This is a genomic window from Brevundimonas naejangsanensis, from assembly GCF_000635915.2.
Taxonomy (GTDB): Bacteria; Pseudomonadota; Alphaproteobacteria; order Caulobacterales; family Caulobacteraceae; genus Brevundimonas; species Brevundimonas sanguinis.
Genome location: NZ_CP015614.1, coordinates 1,320,167 through 1,340,626, shown reverse-complemented (window position 1 = coordinate 1,340,626; position 20,460 = coordinate 1,320,167). Strand labels below are relative to the sequence as shown.

Here is a 20,460-nt window from a genome sequence, read left to right as displayed (position 1 = left end):
TGTCGCGGCTCAATGCGGCGGTCGCGAGGCCCTGATAGCCAGACTAGATGACAACCAGTCGGTCGGGGATCTCGTTCTGATCAGCGGGCTTGGGCGGAAAGCGTTCCGCCAGCACCCCGCCGCACAGGTTGATGGCCTGTTCGAAGCCTTCGACCGGGCGGTTGCGGCGCAGGGCGCCGGTCAGGGCGGCGACGGCGTCGGCCCAGACCTCAGGACTGACGCAGGAATGGATGCCTTCGTCCGCCACCACCTCGACCTGATGATCAGCCAGGGCGGCGAAGATCAGGACGCCGGTGCGCGCCTCGGTTACGTGCAGGCCGTGGGCCAGGAACTGCTGCATGGCGGCGCGGCGAACGCGCGAGCGGCGCAGGGCGGCTGGCGTCAGCAGGCGCCGCACGGCGGGGATCAGCGACAGGAGGAAAACGGCCAGGAACACTCCGGCTTGAACCAGTCCATACGCCGCCAGCGCGCGGCCGATCTCTACCGAGGCGGCAGGCGCATGGGCGATTTCCCAGCCCCTGCCGAATGACAGCCAGTCGCCATTGAAACCGAGCGGGATCAGCCCCAGCGGCAGCAGCAGGGCCGCCGCCGCCGCCCAGCCCAGGCTGATGTCTCGATAGGACGACACCTGTCGCGCCACGACGCAGAAGATCTCGCCAGAGGTGCGCGCTTCGGCCTCGGCGATGGCCTGGGTCACCCGCGCGTGGTCGTCTGTCGTGAACTGCATCACCATCCCCCCGAAGCGCCGCCGCCGCCGAAGCCGCCGCCGCCTCCACCGAAACCACCGCCGCCAAACCCGCCTCCGCCGCCCCAGCCTCCGCCTCCTCCGCGATCGCGGTCTTTCAGCGCCTCGCTGGCGGCCCAGATGAGGATGGGCGTCAGGCCGTCTCCGCGCCCGCCGCGCCGTTTACGGCCGCCCGCCGCCGCGCCGATCATGCTGAAAAAGATGAAGGCGAACACCATCAAGATGACGACGGCGGGAATCACGGGCTTGGCGGTCGCCGTCGCCGCGCTCTTGGCCTCTTCCGCTCGCGCTTGCGCCTCGGCCGGGTCGGCGGTCAGCTGGGCGATGATGGAATCGGCGCCAGCGATGATGCCCGCAGCATAGTCGCCCTGGCGGAAGGCGGGCAGGATGTCGTTGCGGATGATGAGCGAGGAATAGGCGTCGGTCAGCACGCCCTCCAGGCCATAGCCGACCTCGATTCGCACCTTACGCTCGTTCGGCGCGACGATCAGCAGGGCGCCGCCGTCGTTCTCTTTCTGGCCGATGCCCCAGTGACGGCCGAGCTGATAGCCGAAATCCTCGATCTCCTGATCCTGAAGCGAGGGCAGGGTGACGACGACCAACTGGTCGCCGGTCTGCTGTTCCAGCGTCGCCAGCTTGCCCGTCAGCGCCTGTTCCTGTTGCGGCGTCAGCAACTGGGCATCGTCGACCACCCGCCCGGTAAGCGTCGGGAACTTGATTTCGGCGGCCAGACTGGCGCCGGGCAGGGCCGACAGCCACAGGACGAGGACCAGCATCACCGCAGCGAGCAAGCCGCGCGCGACGCCGGCCCTGCGGGCGAGGACGGAAGGAGTCATTTCCAAGCTTACTGCGCCGCCGGGGCGGGCGCGGGCGGCGTCGATCCGGGCGTGGTCGCAGGTGCGCCGCCGCCGGGTTGAGCGCCCAGGTCGAAGTTCACGCTGGGCGCGGACTGGGCCTCGGACGTGGCGGTGAACAGCTGCATGGGCTTGGAGCCGGCGTGCAGGGTCTTGGCCCAGATCACGCTCGGGAAGGTGCGCAGGGTGGTGTTGTAGTCGCGCACGGCCTCATTGTAGTCGCGGCGGGCTACGGAGATGCGGTTCTCGGTGCCTTCCAGCTGAGACTGCAGGGTCAGGAAGTTCTGGTTGGCCTGCAGCTGGGGGTAGGCCTCGACCGTCACCAGCAGCCGCGACAGGGCGCTGGAAAGCTCGCCTTGAGCCTGTTGATATTGCTGGAAGGCGGCGGCGTTATCGAGGTTGGAGGCGTCGATGTTGACGCTGGTGGCCTTGGCGCGGGCCTCGATCACCTGCGTCAGGGTGGTGCGTTCCTGAATGGCGGCGCCCTGGACTGTGGCGACCAGGTTCGGGACCAGATCGGCGCGGCGCTGATACTGGCTCTGGACGTCGGCCCAGGCGGCCTCGGCCCGCTCCTGCTTGGTCGGAATGGTGTTGTAGCCGCAGGCGCCCACGGAGGGGGCCAGGACGACGACAGCGGCGACGGCCGCGATGCGAGGCGAAAATCCAGCCATGAAGAAGCTCCTGCGGGCGGTCCTCATGACCGCTGATCGCTAAAGACTATCGGGGCCGAAAGGCTCCGCTTCAAGGCTGGATTTTTGCAACTTGATCCGCTCATCCCGGCGGACGCCGGGATCCAGTTCTTTGGCCGTTAGTCGCGCGGCGTGTGAAGTTCTCACTGGACCCCGGCGTCCGCCGGGGTGAGCGGGAAGAGGGAGCGACCCTCAGCCATTCAACTCTTCCGGGTCGACCCCCGCCGCGCGACAGGCGGCGGTGTAGGTGTTGGCCAGCAGGCAGGCGATCGTCATGGGGCCGACGCCGCCGGGGACAGGGGTGATGCGTCCGGCGACCTCGACCGCCTCGTTGAAGTCCACGTCGCCCACCACGCGGGTCTTGCCCTCGGCGGCCTTGACCGGATCGCGCGAAGAGACGCGGTTGATCCCGACGTCGATGACGGCGGCGCCCGGCTTGATCCAGTCGCCCTTGATCATCTCCGGACGGCCGACGGCGGCCACCAGAATGTCGGCGGTGCGGCACAGGGCGGGCAGGTCGCGGGTGCGCGAGTGGGCGATGGTGACGGTGCAGCTCTCGCCCAGCAGCAGTTGCGCCATCGGCTTGCCGACGATGTTGGAGCGGCCGACGATGACGGCGTTCAGCCCCGACAGGTCGCCCAACTGATCCTTCAGCAGCATCAGGCTGCCCAGCGGGGTGCAGGGAATCATGCCCGGCAGGCCCACGGCCAGGCGCCCGGCGTTGACGACGTGGAAGCCATCCACGTCCTTGTCCGGCGAGATGGCGTCCAGCACGGCGGACGAATCGATGTGTTTGGGCAGCGGCAGTTGCACCAGGATGCCGTGGATGCCCGCATCGGCGTTCAACTGGGCGATCAGGGCCAGCAGTTCGTCTTGAGTCGTTTCGACCGGCAGGCGGTGGGTGTCGGATCGCATTCCGGCCTTCAGCGTCGTCTCGCCCTTATTGCGGACATAAAGCTGGCTGGCGGGGTCTTCGCCGACGATGACGACAGCCAGACCGGGCTTGACGCCGTGGGCGGATTCCAGCCGGGCGGCCGCCGCTGCGACGCGCTCCACCAAGGTCTGTGAGAAGGCCTTGCCGTCGATTACAGAGGCGCGGGCGGGTTCGACAGCCATGTTCGGCTCCATCGGTCGGGAACTGGAAAGCGTGGGCCGCGATTTACAGGCGCTGCGGTTCGGCGTCTATGATGACGCCAGCAAAGAGGTGTTTATGCGTTACTCCCTGTTCGCCGCGGCCAGCGCTGTCGCTCTCATGGTCGCTGGCGGGGCCAGCGCCCAAACGCCGGCTGACGCCCGGCTGGGAGACGACATCCGGGGGCGGCTGGAAGAGGGGGACGCCCGCACGCGCGGCGGGGACGCCTATCGCTATGACGACTATCGGCTGAATCTGCGCGCGGGACAGCGGCTGGAAGCCGAGATGACGGCGGATGATTTCGACGCCTATCTGGAAGTCTACGCCGAAGGCTCGATGCGACAGTCGCTGGCCAGCGACGACGACAGCGCAGGCGATATGAATGCGCGCCTGCGTTTCACCGCGCCGGAGGCCGGGGTCTATATCGTGCGCGCCCGCACCTTCTCGGGGATGGAGACCGGCGATTATCGGCTGTCGCTGAAGGAGCGCGCCGCGCCTCGCCTGCCGCGTCCTGGCCGCGTCGCCATAGGCCGTGACGCCTCTGGCCGCCTGGGCGCCAACAGCGCCGAGGATGACGACGGCAATCGCTACGACGCCTACACGTTCCGGGCCTCTGCGGGCGAGCGGGTGAAAATCGATCTGGAATCAGATGACTTCGATGCCTTGCTGCGCGTCGGCCGCATTGTGAACGGCGCCTTCGTGCAGATGGCCGAGAATGACGACGGCGGGTCCAGCCTGAACGCGCGACTGGTGTTCACGGCGCCGCAGGACGGAGAATATCTGGTCCGCGCCACCTCCTATGACGGCTCGGCGCAGGGGTCGTATCGACTGGCGTTGGAACAGGGGCCGCCAGCACCGACCGCTACGCCCGTCGCGGTCGGGGAGGAAACGCGCGGGCGGTTGACGCCGGACAGCGCCAGCAGCGACTCCGGCGCTCCGGCCGATCTCTACCGGTTCAGCGGCCGCGCCGGGCAACGCATCGCGGCCACCATGAAGGCGGATGGGTTCGACACCTTCCTTGAACTGTTCGACGCCAACCACAACAGCCTGGCCAGCGACGACGACAGCGCCGGGGACCTGAACTCTCGCCTGACGCACACCCTGGCCGAGGACGGCGACTATCTGATCGAGGCGCGCGCCTTCTCCAGCGGCGAAGGGCCCTATACGCTCAAGATCGAGGAGATCGCGCCGCCTCCGCCGCCCTCCGCCATCGCCTTCAGCCAGACGGTCGAGGGCGAACTGACGAGCAGCGACGCCACCGACGACGACGGACGCCTGTATGACGCCTTCGTATTCAGCGGGTCCGAGGGGCAGCGGATCCAGGCTGTCATGCGGTCGGGCGACTTCGACGCCTATCTGCAACTGGGTCAGGACGAGGACGATTTCAGCGAGCTCGCCAGCGACGACGACGGCCTGGGTCAGGGGACGGACGCGCGCCTGATCTTCACGCTGCCTGCGAGCGGCGACTATGTGCTGCGCGCGCGCTCGTGGTCGCGTGAGGCCAAGGGCCTCTATTCGCTGGAACTGACCGATCTGGGCGGCGAGCCTGCGCCGGGCAGCCTGTTGATCGGAGCGACCGTCCGCGGACAGCTGAGCGAGCGCGCCAGCATCACCGAGGAAGGCGTCTATTTCGACGCCTATCGCTTCAAGGCCAAGGCCGACGAGAAACTGCGCTTCACCCTGATCGCCAGCAGCTTTGACGCGGTGGTCGAGGTCGGCGAGGAGAAGGACGGCGACTACTTCGAGCTGGACACGGATGACGACAGCCTGTCCGACACCCACGCCCGCCTGAGCTGGACCGCGCCGCGCGACGGGACCTATGTGCTGCGCGCCCGCAGCTTCAGCCCCAACTCGACCGGCGACTATGTGCTGATCACGGAGCGACAGCCCTGACCGACGCCAGCGACACCGCCGCCTCGGCCCTGATCCTGGGCCGCAAGGATCAGCATCTGGACGTGGTGCTGGCGGGCGGAGGGCGTCACGCTGTCTCGGCGGGGTTCGACGACTGGCGCTTCGTGCACGAAGCCCTGCCGGACGTAGATCACGCCCGCATCGATCTGGGCGTCGATTTTCTGGGGCGGCGGCTGAAGGCGCCCCTGCTGATCAGCGCCATGACCGGCGGGCCTGCCAGGGCTGAGGCGATCAACGCGCGCCTGGCCGAAGCGGCCCAGCATTTGGGCATCGCCCTGGCCGTCGGCTCGCAGCGGGCGGCGCTGGAAGGCGGCGCGGCCGGCGGGTTGGATTTCGCGCTCAGGCTCAAGGCGCCGGACACGCCGATCCTGGCCAATATCGGCGCGGCCCAGCTGACGCGCGGCTTCGGCCGGGACGAGGCGCGCCGGGCGCTGGACATGATCGGCGCCGACGCCCTGGTCGTTCACCTGAACCCTCTTCAGGAGGCCTGCCAGCCCGAGGGAGACCGCGACTGGTGGGGCGTGGGCGCGGCGCTCCAGGCCCTGATCCGCGATCTGGACGCGCCGGTCATCGTCAAGGAGACGGGGGCCGGGATCTCCGCCGTTGCGGCCCAGCGCCTGATCGCCATGGGGGCGGCGGGCGTGGATGTCGCCGGAGCGGGAGGCGCAAATTGGGGCCTGATCGAAGGCGAACGGGCGACCGATCCCGCGGATAAGGCTCATGCCCTGGCCTTCGCCGGTTGGGGGATACCGACGGCCCGCGCCCTGGCCGAGGCGCGCAACGCCCTGCCGGACGCTCTGCTGATCGGGTCGGGCGGGGTCCGGGACGGGGTGGACGCGGCCAAGGCGATCCGCCTGGGCGCCGACATGGTGGGCATGGCCTCAGGCGTGATTCAGGCCGCGACCGTCTCGACCGAGGCCGTCATTGACCAGTTCCAACTGGTCATAAGGCAGCTGCGTAGCGTGTGTTTCTGCGTAAACGCTTCAAATTTAGCGGCGCTGAAACGAGTTCCGTTGCTTCCTGTCGCCTGAGCGGGGCATTCCCGCCCTGTATTTTTGCGTCGCACCCAAGGAGATTCCCATGCGCGCTGTGTTGATGACGTCGGTTCTGGCGTCCTCGCTGATTTTGGCCGGCGCTGCGGCTGCCCAGAGCTCCATCCGGCCGGGGCAGACCGTGAACGGGAACTTCAGCGCCAAGGACGCGCGCATGGACGATGGTTCGCACTATCGCTGCTACGTGATCCAGACGGAAGCCGGTCAGGCCTATACGGTGACTCTGCGCTCGTCCGATTTCGACACCTATCTGATGGCCGGCGCCGGGACCGACTGCGACGAGACCTCGGTGACGAACGACGACGGGCCGGACATGGGCACCGACTCGCAACTGCGCTTCATCTCGAACGGCGGGAACTGGATCATCCGAGCCAACACCCTGAGCGAAGGCGAGACCGGGTCGTTCCGCCTCACTGTTTCGGAAGGCCAGCGCCTGCGTCCGACCACCCAGATCGTGCCGATCTCGGTTGGTGAGAGCCGCCAGGGTCGTCTGGAGTTCAGCGACCGTCAGGCCGACGACGGCTCCTTCTACGACTGCTATGCCCTGAACATCGGCGCCCGGGGCAATGTGTCGATCCGGATGGATTCGGCGCAGTTCGACGCCTACCTGTCGCTGCACGAAGGGCCGCAGTGCGATGGCGAGAGCCTGGCCGCCGACGACGACAGCGGCGGCGGGACCAGCGCCATGATCACAGAGACCCTGCGCCCCGGTTCCTATTCTTTCCGCGCCAACAGCCTCAGCTCGGCGCAGGAAGGCGACTACACCGTTTCCGTCACCACGATGCGGTGATGCGCAAAAGGCCCCGGCGAAACCGGGGCCTTTTTCAATAGAACATCTCTTCGGCCCTCGGCCTGTTTTGGGGCTGAGGCCGCTCCCGCAGCGCCGACTGACGGGCGGCGCGTTCGGCGGCGTAGTCCGGCTGTGGCGTATCGAAGCCGAAGCCGTAGTCGTCGCGCGCCAGCTCCGGCGCCGGTCGGGACGAGAGAGGCGGGCCATAATCGGCCAGCGTGTCATAGTAGGGCGGCTGCGACGGTTCCGGCGTCAGTTCCAGCCATGCGCTTTCGACATAGGGCGCGTCCTCGCTGGAAAGGGCCGCGACGCGCTCGGCATCGTGTTCATATCCGTCGCGCAACTCGCCCACGGCCATGATGGAGCCGGGCGGCAGGTCGGGCTCAATCGGAGGCACGACCTCGACCGTCACGCCGGAGTCGGGCGCCCCCTCGCCGTGCGCGGCCGAGGTGGAGTTCCAGACGGCCCAGCACGCCGCCCCCAGTCCGGTCAGAACCAGGGCGGCGGAGACCAAAATGACGGCGCTTCTGCTCATGATCGGCGGCATCCTGCGTTCGTGCTGATTACGAAAGCGCTCAACCGCCGTCTGGTTCAAGCCGAAGGCAGCAGATCGCCGGCGAAGGGGCGATAGCGGCCAGCACGGACGCCCTCGGTTGCACGGGCGATGTCCGGCGCAAAATAGCGGTCTTCGGTATAGGCGCCGCATGCCTCGCGCACGATGGCGTAGGTCTGCTCCAACTCCGGCGAGGAGGTCAGCGGACGGCGGAACTCGATGCCTTGCGCCGCGGCCAGCAGTTCGATGCCGACCACGGTCGCCGTGTTCTCGGCCATGTCCAGCAGGCGGCGCGCGCCGTGGGTGGCCATCGACACGTGGTCTTCCTGGTTGGCGCTGGTCGGCACGGTGTCGATGACGCAGGGGTGGGCGACCATGCGGTTCTCGGCCACCAGGGCCGCCGCTGTCACCTGGGCGATCATGAAACCCGAGTTGACGCCGCTGTCCTTGACCAGGAAGGCGGGCAGGTCGGTCATCTTGGGATCGACCAGGATGGAGGTGCGGCGCTCACTGATATTGCCGATCTCACACAGGACCATGGCGATCTGATCGGCTGCATAGGCCACAGGTTCCGCGTGGAAGTTGCCGCCCGAGATGACGTCGCCGTCTTCGATGAAGACCAGGGGGTTGTCGGTCACGGCGTTGGCTTCACGCTCCAGCATGGCGGCGGCGTTGCGCAGCACGTCTAGCGTCGCGCCCATGACCTGCGGCTGGCAGCGCAGGGAGTAGGGGTCCTGCACCTTGGCGCAGTCGTGGCGGTGGCTGTCGCGGATGGCGCTGCCGCTCAGCAGTTCACGCAGGCGGCGCGCCACGTCGATCTGGCCCGGCTGGCCGCGCAGGGCGTGGATGCGATGATCGAACGGCGCGTCCGAACCCAGAAGCGCATCGACCGACAGGGCGCCGGCGGCGACGGCGGCGGCGAAGACGTCTTCGGCCGCGAACAGGCCGGTCAGGGCCAGGGCCGTCGAGCACTGGGTGCCGTTCAGCAGGGCCAGACCTTCCTTGGGGCCCAGGACGACCGGCTTCAGCCCGGCCTTGGCGAGGGCCGTCACGGCGTCCAGCGTCTGACCCTGATAGCGGGCCTCGCTGACGCCGATCAGGACGCACGACATATGGGCCAGCGGCGCCAGATCGCCCGACGCGCCGACCGAGCCCTTGGACGGGATCAGCGGCAGGATTTCGGCGTTGACCATGCCGATCAGGGTCTCCAGCGTGTGACGCCGAACGCCCGAGGCGCCCTTCGACAGGCTGGCGATCTTCAGCACCATCAGCAGGCGGGTGACGTTCTCGCTAAGCGGTTCGCCGACGCCGCAGGCGTGGCTGAGCACCAGGTTCTTTTGAAGGGTTTCAAGGTCTTCCGCCGCGATGCTGGTGTTAGCCAGCAGGCCGAAGCCGGTGTTGATGCCATAGACCGTGCGCCCCTCGGCCAGGATGGCGGCGACGACCGCCGCGCCCTTCTCGACATTGGCCCAGGCGGCGTCGGTCAGACTGACCGTGACGGGGCCGTCGAGGACCGTGCGAAGCTGGGCGAGGGTGAGCGGGTCTTGGCCGATAATGATCTGAGTCATTGGTAGTCCTTTGCCTTCTCCCCTTGGGGGAGAAGGTGGGCGGCGGAGCCGCTCGGATGAGGGGTAGGGTTCAGCAGGCTCGCCAGCCGACGATGAGCATGAGGACGCAGCCCCCTCATCCGCCTCGCTGCGCGAGCCACCTTCTCCCCCGAGGGGAGAAGGGATTTCATGTCAGGCTCGGCAGGTTCAGGCCATGTTCGCGCGCGGCGTCCTTGGCGATGTCGTATCCGGCGTCGGCGTGGCGCATGACGCCGGTGGCCGGGTCGTTCCACAGGACGCGCTCCAGACGCTTGGCGGCCTCCGGCGTGCCGTCGGCGACGATGACGACGCCCGAGTGCTGGCTATAGCCCATGCCGACCCCGCCGCCGTGGTGCAGCGACACCCAGGACGCGCCCGACGCGGTGTTCAGCAAGGCGTTCAGCAGGGGCCAGTCGGACACGGCGTCCGAGCCGTCCATCATGGCCTCGGTCTCGCGGTTCGGGCTGGCGACGGAGCCGCTGTCCAGATGGTCGCGGCCGATGACGATGGGGGCGCTCAGTTCGCCCGAGGCCACCATCTCGTTGAACATCAGGCCCGCGCGGTGGCGGTCGCCCAGACCGATCCAGCAGATGCGCGCGGGCAGGCCCTGGAAGGCGATGCGCTCGCCCGCCATGTCCAGCCAGCGGTGCAGGCCGGCGTTGTCGGGGAACAGCTTCTTCATCGCCTCATCCGTCTTGCGGATGTCCTCGGGATCGCCCGACAGGGCGGCCCAGCGGAAGGGGCCAATGCCGCGGCAGAACAGCGGGCGGATATAGGCGGGGACGAAACCGGGGAAGTCGAAGGCGTTGCTCACGCCCTGATCGAAGGCGACCTGACGGATGTTGTTGCCATAGTCGACGGTGGGGATGCCCATGGCGTGGAAGTCGAGCATGGCCTGAACGTGCACGGCCATCGACTGACGCGCGGCGGCCTCGACGGCGGCAGGGTCGCTAACGCGCTTTTCCTCCCACTCGGCGACGGTCCAGCCGGAGGGCAGGTAGCCGTTGACCGGGTCGTGGGCGCTGGTCTGATCGGTCACCAGATCGGGGCGGACGCCGCGCTTGACCATTTCAGGCAGAAGATCAGCTGCATTGCCCAACAGGCCGATCGACAAGGGTTTCTTGTCCTTGAACGACTGCTCCAGCAGGGCCAGGGCCTCGTCCAGGGTCTCGGCCATGACGTCGACGTAGCGGGTGCGCAGGCGGAACTCGATGCGGCTGCGCTGGCACTCGATGGTGATGCAGGAGGCGCCGGCCATGGTCGCGGCCAGAGGCTGGGCGCCGCCCATGCCGCCCAGGCCAGCCGTCAGGATCCACTTGCCCGACCAGTCGCCGCCATAGTGCTGGCGGCCCGCCTCCATGAAGGTCTCATAGGTGCCTTGGACGATGCCCTGGGTGCCGATGTAGATCCACGACCCGGCGGTCATCTGGCCGTACATGGCCAGACCCTTCTTATCGAGTTCGTTGAAGTGGTCCCACGTCGCCCATTTGGGCACCAGGTTGGAGTTGGCGATCAGCACGCGCGGGGCGTCGGCGTGGGTACGGAACACGCCGACCGGCTTGCCCGACTGGACCAGCAGGGTCTCGTCGGCTTCCAGCTTTTGCAGCTGTTCCACGATGGTATCGAAGGCCTGCCAGTTGCGCGCCGCCTTGCCGATGCCGCCATAGACGACCAGGTCTTCGGGACGCTCGGCCACCTCGGGGTCGAGGTTGTTCATCAGCATGCGCATGGCGGCTTCGGCCGCCCAGGTCTTGGCGGTCTTTTCAGAGCCGCGCGGGCTGCGGACCACTCTTGTATTGGGGCGGGTGCTGGGCGTGGCCATTGAATCCTCCATGCGGCGTCGGCTGCCGTCGTGCGTTGGGCTCAGTGTTATGTCTAGACATTATCGCGTGCAAGGGGCAGTTTCGATTCATGGATCAGGAGCCGCTTCATCGACGGATCGCCGGCGACATCGAGCGCCGCATCGCCTCGGGCGAGTGGCGGCCCGGTTTCCGCATCCCGACCGAGGCCGAGCTGATGGCCGAATACGGCTGCGCGCGGATGACGGTGTCGCGCGCCATGTCGGACCTGTCGGCGCGAGCTCTGGTGGTGCGGCGGCGCCGCGCCGGGACGGTCGTGGCCCATCCGCCGGTGCATTCCTCCGCCCTGGTCGCCATCCCCGACATTCAGTCCGAGGTCGAGGGCAGGGGGCTGGCCTATGCCCACCGCCTGCTGGGCCGCATCGTCCGCCCGGCGCGCCCTGACGAAGGTCTGGGCGAGCGAGTGATCGAGTTGGAAACCCTGCATCTGGCCGACGACCTGCCCTTCGTCTTCGAGCGCCGCCTGATTTCGCTGAGCGCCGCCTCCGAGGCCGAGGCCGCCGACTTCGCCGCCCAGCCGCCTGGCGGCTGGCTGCTGGCCCACATGCCCTGGACCGAGGCCGAGCATCGCATCTCCGCCGTCGGCGCCGACCCCGAGACGGCGACCCATCTGGGTCTGGCCGACGGCGCGGCCTGCCTGCGACTGGAACGCCGCACCTGGCGCGACGGTCAGGGCGTGACCTGGGCGTGGCAGACCTTCCCCGGCGCGGCCTATGATCTGGTCGCACGCTTTTCTCCGACCAAAGGATGACCCCGATGAGCCAACCTTCTGAAGCCCTGGGGTGGCGTTCTGTCGGCGATCTGGTGGGCCATTATCCCGACGCCCCCGTCGCCCTGATAGGCGCGCCGCTGAACGAGCGGTCGCTGACGCCAGGCCGCTGTGATCTCGGGCCGAAGGCGCTGCGAGGCGTGCTGCCGCGCCTGTCGACCTATGATGTCGAAACGGGGCTCGAGCTGGACGTGCTGGTCCATGACGCCGGTGATGTGGCGCTGAAGGCCGTCTCGCCCTTCGATGCTTTCGAGCCGGTGCGCGACGCGGTGGCGGCGCAGGCCCATCGCGACCTGACCATTCTGGTCGGGGGCAACAACGCCATCACTCGGCCGAGCGCTCATGCTTTCGGTCTCGACCGCGTCGGCGTCCTGACGCTCGACGCCCATTTTGACCTGCGCGACACGGATCAGGGCCTGACCAACGGCAATCCTATTCAGGCGCTGCTGGATGACGGGATGGACGGCCATCGCATCAGCCAAGTGGGCCTCGCCCCCTTCGCCAATACCCGTCGCGCCCACGAAAAGGCCGAGGCGGCCGGCATAAGCGTCCGCACCGCCCGCGAGTGCCGTCAGCGCGGTCTGGCCAATATCGTGGTCGAGGAACTGGAGCGCCTGTCGTCTCTGTGCGAGGTCATCTACGTCGATTTCGACATCGACGTGATCGACCGCAGCCAGTGGCCTGCCAGCCCCGGCGCGCGGCCAGGCGGCGTGTCGGTGCATGACTTTTTCGACGCCGCCCGCGCCATCGGCGCCCATGCCAAGGTGCGCGCCGTCGACCTGACCGAATACGACCCGTCGCTGGAAGTCGGCGACCTCGGCTCCCTGACGGCGGGTCGTTGGTTCTGTGAAATCCTCAGCGGAGTGGCCGCGCGATGATCGACGCCGACCTGTTGATCACCGACTGCCACGTCGCCGCGATGACCGAGGGCGGCGAGCCCTATGGCGCGATCGAGGACGCCGCCATCCTGATCAAGGACGGGCGCATCGCCTGGGTCGGGCCGCGCGCGGATCTGCCTGTGCACAAGGCTGTGGAAACCGACCGTCTGGGCGGGCGCTGGGTCACGCCTGGGCTAATCGACTGCCACACCCATCTGGTCTTCGGCGGCGACCGCTCGGGCGAGTTCGAGCGGCGGCTGGAGGGCGCGACCTATGAGGAGATCGCGCGCGCCGGGGGCGGCATCGTATCGTCCGTGCGCGCCACGCGCGAGGAGAGCGAGGACCAGCTCTACGCCTCGGCCCTGGCGCGGCTGGAGGGACTCAAGGCCACCGGCGTCACCACGGTCGAGATCAAGTCCGGATATGGTCTGGATCACGACAGCGAGCTGAAGATGCTGCGCGTCGCCCGCCGCATCGGGCGCGAGGCAGGGGTGCGGGTGCGCACCTCCTATCTTGGCCTTCACGCCGTGCCGCCGGAGCATAAGGCCGACCGCGCCGCCTATGTGGACAAGGCTGTGGGTGAAATCCTGCCCGCCGCCCACGCCGAGGGGTTGGTCGATGCGGTGGACGCCTATTGCGAACCCATCGCCTTCTCGGTCGAGGAGGTCGGCCGCCTGTTCGACAAGGCTGAGGAACTGGGCCTGCCGGTCAAGCTGCACGCCGACCAGCTGTCGGATGGCGGCGGCGCGGCTCTGGCCGCCCGCTATCACGCCCTGTCCGCCGACCATATCGAGCACACGACCGAGGCGGGCGTAAAGGCGATGGCCGAGGCGGGCGTGGTGGCGGTGCTGCTGCCCGGCGCCTTCCTGATGCTGCGCGAGACGCAGGTCCCGCCGATCGCCCTGCTGCGCCAGCATGGCGCGCGCATGGCGGTGGCGACGGACTGCAACCCCGGCACCTCGCCGGTCGCCTCAATGACGGCGGCGATCAACTTGGCCTGCGTCCAGTTCCGCCTGACGCCGGAAGAGGCGCTGGCGGGCGCCACGCGCAATGCAGCCCGCGCGTTAGGGTTGCACGATGAGATCGGCACGGTGGAGGCGGGCAAGGCCGCCGATCTGGCCGTCTGGGACATCAGCCGCCCGGCCGAACTGGCCTATTGGCTGGGCAAGCCCCTGCTTCACAGCCGCTATCTGGCCGGAGTCTCGTCCCGGGCCTGAGGCCGAAGACGACGCGGCGCTAACCGCAGCCCAAAAGCCATCATCTTTCCAGCCCTCAGCCCCGGCAGACCGCCGGAACGGTCAAACACGCCTGTAATACAATGTTAAGTTGTTACAATTGACATGCTCGCGTTAAGGTCGTGTTCGTGGGAGGGACAATCTATGGACGTCGAGGCTTTTATTGCGCGCTGGAGCGAAGCGACGATCAGCGAAAGGGCGAACGGCCAGAGCTTCATCATCGAACTCTGTGCCATCCTGGGCGTCGCGGCGCCGGGGCAGCAGGCGGTTGGGGACCGTGACTACTGTTTCGAGCGCACGGTAAAATTCCCTCTCGGCGAGGGGCGCATCAGCAACAAATCCATCGACTGCTTCAAGCACGGTTCTTTCGTGATGGAGCTCAAGCTGTCGCCCCAACAGGCTACGGGCGAGGATATGGACCTGCGTCAGTTGGCGGCCTTGTTGAATGGCCCGGGACGAAAGGCGCCGAAAGGCGGCGTGGAGGCCTTGAATCGCTTGATGGGCAAGGCGCACGCTCAAGCCGAAAACTATGCGGCGGCCCTGCCGGAATGTCCGCCGTTTTTGATGATGGTCGATGTCGGCGCGGCCATTCACCTGTGGGCTGACTTCGAGCGGGCGGGGAGGGGCTATGCGCCGTTTCCAGATGTGAAGAGCAGCCGCATCGATCTGACGGATTTGCGTGATCCGTCGATCAGGGAACGTCTGCGACGGGTATGGGACGACCCGCACAGCCTTGATCCGCAACGCCCGGTGAACGCGGCGACGCACGAGATTTCGGGCCTGCTTGGGCAATTAGTTCGTTCAATGCGGGATCGGGCGTTGCAGGATCCATCGCAGGCGTTTCAGCCGATCACGGATCGCCGCATCTTCATGTTCGTGATGCAGTGCATTCTGGCGATGTACGCCGACAGCGTCGGTCTGATCCGCCACAAGGGTTTTCTGACGTTGCTGGAAAGCTATCGCGGAAATGCGGCTCGCTTTCACCTGAGCGCGGCGACCGTATTCCGCAATCTGGCGCGCGGAGGCCACTGCGCCGCTTTGCGTCAGGATGTGCCGGCATTCGGCAGCGGCCTGTTCCGCGAGGAGGTGGCGCTGCCGCTCAGCGAGGCTGATCTGGAGGTATTGATACGCGCCGCTGCCTGCGACTGGTCGGCCGTAGAGCCTGCTGTTTTCGGAAGCTTTCTGGAGCGCGCGCTGGAACCCGGTGACCGCACCGAACTCGGCGCGCATTACACGCCAAGAGCCTATGTGCAGCGGCTGGTGGATGCCACGATCATAGAACCTCTGCGGGCGGACTGGGAGGCGGTGCGAGCCTGTGCAGTCAGCGATTACGCGCGGGGCGAAGCCGTGGCTGCTCGAGCGGCGGTCCGGCGGTTCCAGCGGCGCCTCTGCGCGATCCGGGTGCTGGACCCCGCCTGCGGAACAGGCAACTTCCTCTATGTCGCCATGACCATGATGAAGGACCTGGAGCGGGAGGTCCTCAGCGTCTTGCAGCGGCTCGGGGGCGAGACGACCGACGGGGCTGTGCGCCGCAAGATCAGCCCGGCCCAGTTCTGGGGCATTGAGAAATCCGATCACGCGGCCTCGATCGCCGAGGTCGTTATGTGGATCGGATACCTGCAATGGCGCATCCGCAACGGCGAGGCGCCGTCCCAACTGGCCGCTGCCGGCCTACTGGCGCCAAGACAGGGGCGCGACCGTATTATCCGGGCCGACGCTCTGCTGGTATCGGCGGGCGAAGACCTGCGTCGCGATGCGCGCGGTCGCCCGATCAGTCTGTGGCGGTTCAACCAGGAAACAGAGGTCGTGCAATATCGTCAGCCCCAGCCGACCCAATGGCCTGTGGCGCACTTCATCATCGGCAATCCGCCCTTTATTGCGGCCAAGAATCTGCGGCGGGAGCTGGGCGACGGGTATGTCGACGCCCTGTGGCGGGTGCGGCAGGGGCGGTTCCGCTCGGCCGACCTGGTCATGGCGTGGTGGGATCGGGCGGCTGAGATTCTGACGGCGCCGAATAGCCAGTTGCGTCGGTTCGGCTTCATCACCACCAACTCCATCACCCAGGATTTCTCGCGCCGCGTGCTGGAGCATCATCTGAACGGTGAGCCGCCGATGCGGCTGACCTTCGCCATTCCTGACCATCCCTGGAGCAAGCGCGAGGAGCGCGGCGCTGAGGTGCGCATCGCCATGACGGTGGCCGAGCGGGGAGGCCCGAACGGACAGGGGCGTCGGCTGACGATCCGTGAGGAGCGTCCGGATGCCGGGGGCGAGATCGTCCCTCAGTTCGATGAACAGCGCGGCGATATCGGCGCCGATCTGACCATAGGCGGCGGGGTGTCCTTCGCGCAGCCATTGAGGGCGAACGCACTCCTGTGTTCGCCGGGCGTCAAGCTGCACGGCGCGGGCTTTATCGTCTCGGAAGCCGAGGCCGACGAACTGGCGCGCGATGGCGTGGATGCGCCGCCGATCCGCGCCTATCGGAACGGGCGCGATCTGGCCGCCAGCCCCCGAGGCGTGAAGGTGATCGACCTGTACGGCCTGGAGGAGGTCGAAGTCCGGCGCTCCTGGCCACAGCTTTTTCGGCGCCTGGCGGACACAGTGAAGGTCGAGCGTGACCGGAACAGTCGGGCTGCCTATCGCGACAAATGGTGGGTGTTCGGCGAGCCGCGAGGCGCCTTCCGCGACGCCTTGCGCGGGCTGCCCCGCTACATCGCCACAGTCGAGAAATCCAAGCACCGCTGGTTCCGCTTTCTGGATGCGGATGTTCTGCCCGACAACACGGTGGTGGCGGTCGCGTCGGATGATCCGCGCATTCTGGGCGTGCTGTCCTCGCGGGCGCACGGCGTTTGGGCGCTGGCGATGGGCGGGCGTCTGGAAGATCGTCCGGTCTATAACAAGAAGGTTTGCTTCGACGCCTTTCCTTTCCCTCCGCTGGACGGCGCCGTGGGGCACGAGATCGGCGTGATCGCAGATGAGATCGACGCCTTGCGAAATGAGTTGATGGTTCAGGATCGCTCGCTGACGATGACGGAACTCTACAATCGGCGAGATTCACCTCGCTTCGGCGTTCTTGACCACTTGCACCGGCGCTTGGACGCCGAGGTCCAGCGGGCATACGGCTGGCCCTCCGCGATGACGGATGAGGATACGCTGACCGCTCTGCTGGAGCTGAACAAGGTTCGCGCCGATCAGGAGGGGAAGGGGCATGTCCTCTTTCTGCGTCCGGATTATCAGCAGGATCGTGTGAAGCCGGCGCGACGGGGCCGCGCGGCGCAGGCGCAGGCGCCGCGCTCGCGTGTGGCCGATGTTAAACCCCTGCCAGAGGCTCCGGAAGAACTGGCCGCAGAGGTTCTGGATGTTCTGCGGCTCGAGGACGGGCCGCTGTCGCTGGGTGAACTGTCGAGCCGTTTCGCCGGGCCGAATGGCCGCCGCAAGATGGATCGCTTGGAACAGATGCTGGCGATCCTGGCCGCAGTGGGGTCGGTTCAGCGCGCGGGAGAAGGTTGGTTCTCGGCGCGCGGCTTCTGATTTGACCTAGCCGTGGGCTGCGACGATCATTAAGTCACTTAAGGGCGGTTCCGGCGGGGCCGCCCTTTGCTTTACCGAAGAATTCCAGCCTCGATCGGCGGCGCATTCGCGCTGCGCCGCGGGGAAACGAGATGACCATGCTTGAGAAGACGTTCGAACCCAAGGCCGCCGAGCCGCGCATCTACGCCCAGTGGGAGGACAGCGGCCTGTTCGCCCCGCGCGCGGCAAAGCTCACTGACGGCGCCGCCGACGCCTATTCGATCGTCATTCCGCCGCCGAACGTAACGGGCAGCCTGCATATCGGCCACGCCCTGAACAACACGCTGCAGGACATCCTTGCCCGCTATCACCGCATGAAGGGCAAGGCCGTGCTGTGGCTGCCGGGCACCGACCACGCGGGCATCGCCACACAGATGGTGGTCGAGCGCAAACTGGCGGCTGAGCGCGCGCCGGGGCGGCGCGACATGGGCCGCGACGCCTTCATCGAGAAGGTGTGGGAATGGAAGGCCGAATCCGGCGGGACCATCGTGCGCCAGCTGCGTCGCCTGGGCGCGTCGTGCGACTGGAGCCGCGAACGCTTCACCCTGGACGAAGGGCTGAACGCCGCCGTCCGCAAGGTTTTCGTGCAGTTGCACAAGGACGGCCTGATCTATCGCGACAAGCGTCTGGTGAACTGGGACCCGCACTTCCAGACGGCCATCTCGGATCTCGAGGTCGAGCAGAAGGAGGTCGACGGCGCCTATTGGCACTTCGCCTATCCGCTGGCCGACGGCGTGACCTATCAGCACCCGGTCGCCTTCGACGAGGACGGCAAGGCGACCGAGTTCGAGACGCGCGGCTTCATCGTCGTGGCGACGACCCGACCGGAGACCATGCTGGGCGACACCGGCGTGGCCGTTCACCCGGAGGATGAGCGCTACAAGGGTCTGGTGGGCAAGTTCGTGACCCTGCCGATCACCGGCCGTCGCGTGCCGATCGTCGCCGACGACTACGCCGATCCGACCAAGGGCTCGGGCGCGGTGAAGATCACGCCTGCACACGATTTCAACGACTTCGGGGTCGGAAAGCGTGCAGGACTTGAAGCCCTGAACGTCATGGACGCCTTCGGTCGCATCACCGCCGCCGACACGCCGGACGTGCCCGCCGAGTACGAGGGCATGGACCGCTTCGCTGCGCGCAAGGCTATCGTCGCCCGCGCCGAGGAAGAAGGCTGGCTGCGCGAGATCGAGAAGACCAAGCACATGGTCCCGCACGGCGACCGCTCAGGCGTCGTCATCGAGCCGTGGATGACGGACCAGTGGTACGTCGACGCCAAGGTCATGGCCCAGCCCGCCCTGAAGGCGGTCGAGGACGGCGCGACCGTGTTCGAGCCGAAGTCCTACGAGAAAATCTATTTCGAATGGCTGCGCAACATCGAGCCGTGGTGCATCTCGCGCCAGCTGTGGTGGGGGCACCGCATCCCGGCTTGGTACGGCCCGAACGGCGAAATCTATGTCGCCGAGACGGAAGAGGACGCCCGCGAGCAGGCGCTGTCCGACTATGATTCCGAGGTCGTGCTGACCCAGGACGAGGACGTTCTGGACACCTGGTTCTCGTCCGCCCTGTGGCCCTTCTCGACGATGGGCTGGCCGGAAAAGACCGAGGATCTGCAGCGCTTCTATCCGACCAGCGACCTGGTCACGGCGGCGGACATCATCTTCTTCTGGGTCGCCCGGATGATGATGATGGGCCTGCATTTCATGGACGGCGAAGTCCCCTTCAAGCGCGTCATCATCAACGGTCTGGTCCGCGACGAGAAGGGCCAGAAGATGTCGAAGTCCAAGGGCAACGTCATCGACCCGCTGAACATCATCGACGAACTGGGCGCCGATCCGCTGCGCTTTACGATGGCGATTCTGTCGGGCACGCGCGACATCAAGTTGTCGAAGCAGCGCATTGAAGGTTATCGCAATTTCGGCACCAAACTGTGGAACGCGGCTCGCTTCAGCCAGATGAACGAGGCGCGCCGTGTCGAGGGCTTCGACCCCGCCGGCGTGCAGCAGACGATCAACCGCTGGATTCGCGGCGAACTGACCAAGGCCGAGCGCCAGGTATCGGACGCCATCGAGGGCGGGCGTTTCGACGATGCGGCGGGCGCCCTGTACCGCTTCATCTGGAACGTGTTCTGCGATTGGTATCTGGAACTGGCCAAGCCGGTGTTCAACGGCTCGGACGAAGCCGCCAAGGCCGAGACTCGCGCCATGACGGCCTGGACCATCGACCAGACGCTGAAGCTGCTGCACCCGGTCATGCCCTACATCACCGAGGAGCTGTGGGCGGAACTGGGCAAGGAAGGCCCCGCCCGCGACGGCCTGCTGATGGGCGAAACCTGGCCGGTGCTGCCGGACGCCTTCGTCGATGCCGGCGCTGAGGCCGAGATCGGCTGGCTGGTCGACCTGATCGGCGAAATCCGCGCCTTGCGGGCCGAGATGAACGTGCCGCCGTCGGCCAAGCCGCCGCTGGCCTTCGTTGCGCCGGACGCAGCCACGGCTGAGCGCATCGCGCGCCACCGCGACTCGATCCTGACGCTGGGCCGCGTGTCCGAGGTCGCCGTGGCCGAGGCCGCGCCGGCCGGGGCCGTGACCTTCGTCTCGGGCGGGGCGACAGTCGCCCTGTCGCTGGCCGGGATCATCGATCTGGCCGCCGAGCGCGCGCGCCTCGAGAAAGAAATCGCCGCCTTCGACAGCGACATCGGCCATGTGAACAAGAAGCTGGGCAACCCGAACTTCGTCGCCCGCGCCGCCGCCGAAGTGGTCGAGGAGCAGCGCGCCAAGCTGGCCGAAGCGGAGGAGGGCAAGGCCCGCCTGCAGGCCGCGTTGAAGCGGCTGGAAGCCCTGTAA

15 protein-coding genes are annotated in these 20,460 nt (G+C 67.2%); 8 read left to right on the top strand and 7 right to left on the bottom strand.

Features of this window, described 5'->3' with window-relative positions; genetic code table 11:
* Positions 1–43: 43 nt before the first annotated feature.
* From DA69_RS06305 to folD, 4 genes are all read right to left on the bottom strand, one after another.
* A complete protein-coding gene (locus DA69_RS06305) occupies positions 44–727 on the bottom strand; it encodes a TPM domain-containing protein (RefSeq protein ID WP_235599230.1) in 684 nt (227 codons plus the stop codon).
* Positions 727–1,581, bottom strand: a complete 855-nt coding sequence (locus DA69_RS06300; protein WP_025976802.1) for a TPM domain-containing protein — start codon at positions 1,579–1,581, stop codon at positions 727–729. Before DA69_RS06300 ends, DA69_RS06305 begins: the two co-directional genes overlap by 1 nt.
* Before the next feature lie 8 nt (positions 1,582–1,589).
* On the bottom strand, positions 1,590–2,270 hold the full coding sequence (locus DA69_RS06295; RefSeq protein WP_025976803.1) for a LemA family protein: 681 nt from the start codon (positions 2,268–2,270) through the stop codon (positions 1,590–1,592).
* Between the two features lie 210 nt (positions 2,271–2,480).
* Positions 2,481–3,404 (bottom strand): bifunctional methylenetetrahydrofolate dehydrogenase/methenyltetrahydrofolate cyclohydrolase FolD, encoded by a 924-nt coding sequence (gene folD / locus DA69_RS06290; protein ID WP_025976804.1) that lies wholly within the window; start codon positions 3,402–3,404, stop codon positions 2,481–2,483.
* On the opposite strand from folD, the gene DA69_RS06285 reads away from it, so the two are divergent.
* From DA69_RS06285 to DA69_RS06275, 3 genes are read left to right on the top strand one after another with little or no spacing between them, the layout of a single operon-like run.
* Entirely contained in the window at positions 3,364–5,313 is a 1,950-nt protein-coding gene (locus tag DA69_RS06285; RefSeq protein WP_235599229.1) for a PPC domain-containing protein, read from the top strand. The genes folD and DA69_RS06285 overlap by 41 nt on opposite strands.
* Positions 5,310–6,362 (top strand): type 2 isopentenyl-diphosphate Delta-isomerase, encoded by a 1,053-nt coding sequence (gene fni / locus DA69_RS06280; protein WP_419177567.1) that lies wholly within the window; start codon positions 5,310–5,312, stop codon positions 6,360–6,362. Before DA69_RS06285 ends, fni begins: the two co-directional genes overlap by 4 nt.
* Before the next feature lie 49 nt (positions 6,363–6,411).
* Complete coding sequence (locus DA69_RS06275) at positions 6,412–7,173, top strand: hypothetical protein (protein WP_025976807.1); 762 nt, start codon at positions 6,412–6,414, stop codon at positions 7,171–7,173.
* Between the two features lie 34 nt (positions 7,174–7,207).
* On the opposite strand, the gene DA69_RS06270 is transcribed toward DA69_RS06275, so the two are convergent.
* From DA69_RS06270 to hutU, 3 genes are all read right to left on the bottom strand, one after another.
* The gene (locus DA69_RS06270; RefSeq protein ID WP_235599228.1) at positions 7,208–7,708 is read right to left on the bottom strand and encodes a hypothetical protein; all 501 of its coding nucleotides are present in this window, start codon (positions 7,706–7,708) and stop codon (positions 7,208–7,210) included.
* A gap of 56 nt (positions 7,709–7,764) precedes the next feature.
* Positions 7,765–9,294 (bottom strand): histidine ammonia-lyase, encoded by a 1,530-nt coding sequence (gene hutH / locus DA69_RS06265; protein ID WP_025976809.1) that lies wholly within the window; start codon positions 9,292–9,294, stop codon positions 7,765–7,767.
* A 166-nt stretch (positions 9,295–9,460) separates the two neighbouring features.
* Complete coding sequence (gene hutU / locus DA69_RS06260) at positions 9,461–11,134, bottom strand: urocanate hydratase (RefSeq protein ID WP_029972411.1); 1,674 nt, start codon at positions 11,132–11,134, stop codon at positions 9,461–9,463.
* Between the two features lie 89 nt (positions 11,135–11,223).
* Between hutU and DA69_RS06255 the strand changes: the two genes are divergently transcribed.
* The 5 genes from DA69_RS06255 to DA69_RS06235 all read left to right on the top strand — a co-directional run bounded on the left by DA69_RS06255 (position 11,224) and on the right by DA69_RS06235 (position 20,460).
* Positions 11,224–11,922: a UTRA domain-containing protein gene (locus tag DA69_RS06255; protein ID WP_025976811.1), complete on the top strand. Its 699-nt coding sequence runs from the start codon at positions 11,224–11,226 to the stop codon at positions 11,920–11,922.
* 5 nt (positions 11,923–11,927) lie between these two features.
* A complete protein-coding gene (locus tag DA69_RS06250; protein ID WP_025976812.1) occupies positions 11,928–12,818 on the top strand; it encodes an agmatinase family protein in 891 nt (296 codons plus the stop codon).
* Positions 12,818–14,035: an imidazolonepropionase gene (hutI, locus tag DA69_RS06245; protein WP_419177566.1), complete on the top strand. Its 1,218-nt coding sequence runs from the start codon at positions 12,818–12,820 to the stop codon at positions 14,033–14,035. Before DA69_RS06250 ends, hutI begins: the two co-directional genes overlap by 1 nt.
* Before the next feature lie 162 nt (positions 14,036–14,197).
* A complete protein-coding gene (locus DA69_RS06240; protein WP_025976814.1) occupies positions 14,198–17,581 on the top strand; it encodes a class I SAM-dependent DNA methyltransferase in 3,384 nt (1,127 codons plus the stop codon).
* A gap of 137 nt (positions 17,582–17,718) precedes the next feature.
* Positions 17,719–20,460, top strand: coding sequence for a valine--tRNA ligase (locus tag DA69_RS06235; RefSeq protein WP_025976815.1), 2,742 nt, complete (start codon positions 17,719–17,721; stop codon positions 20,458–20,460).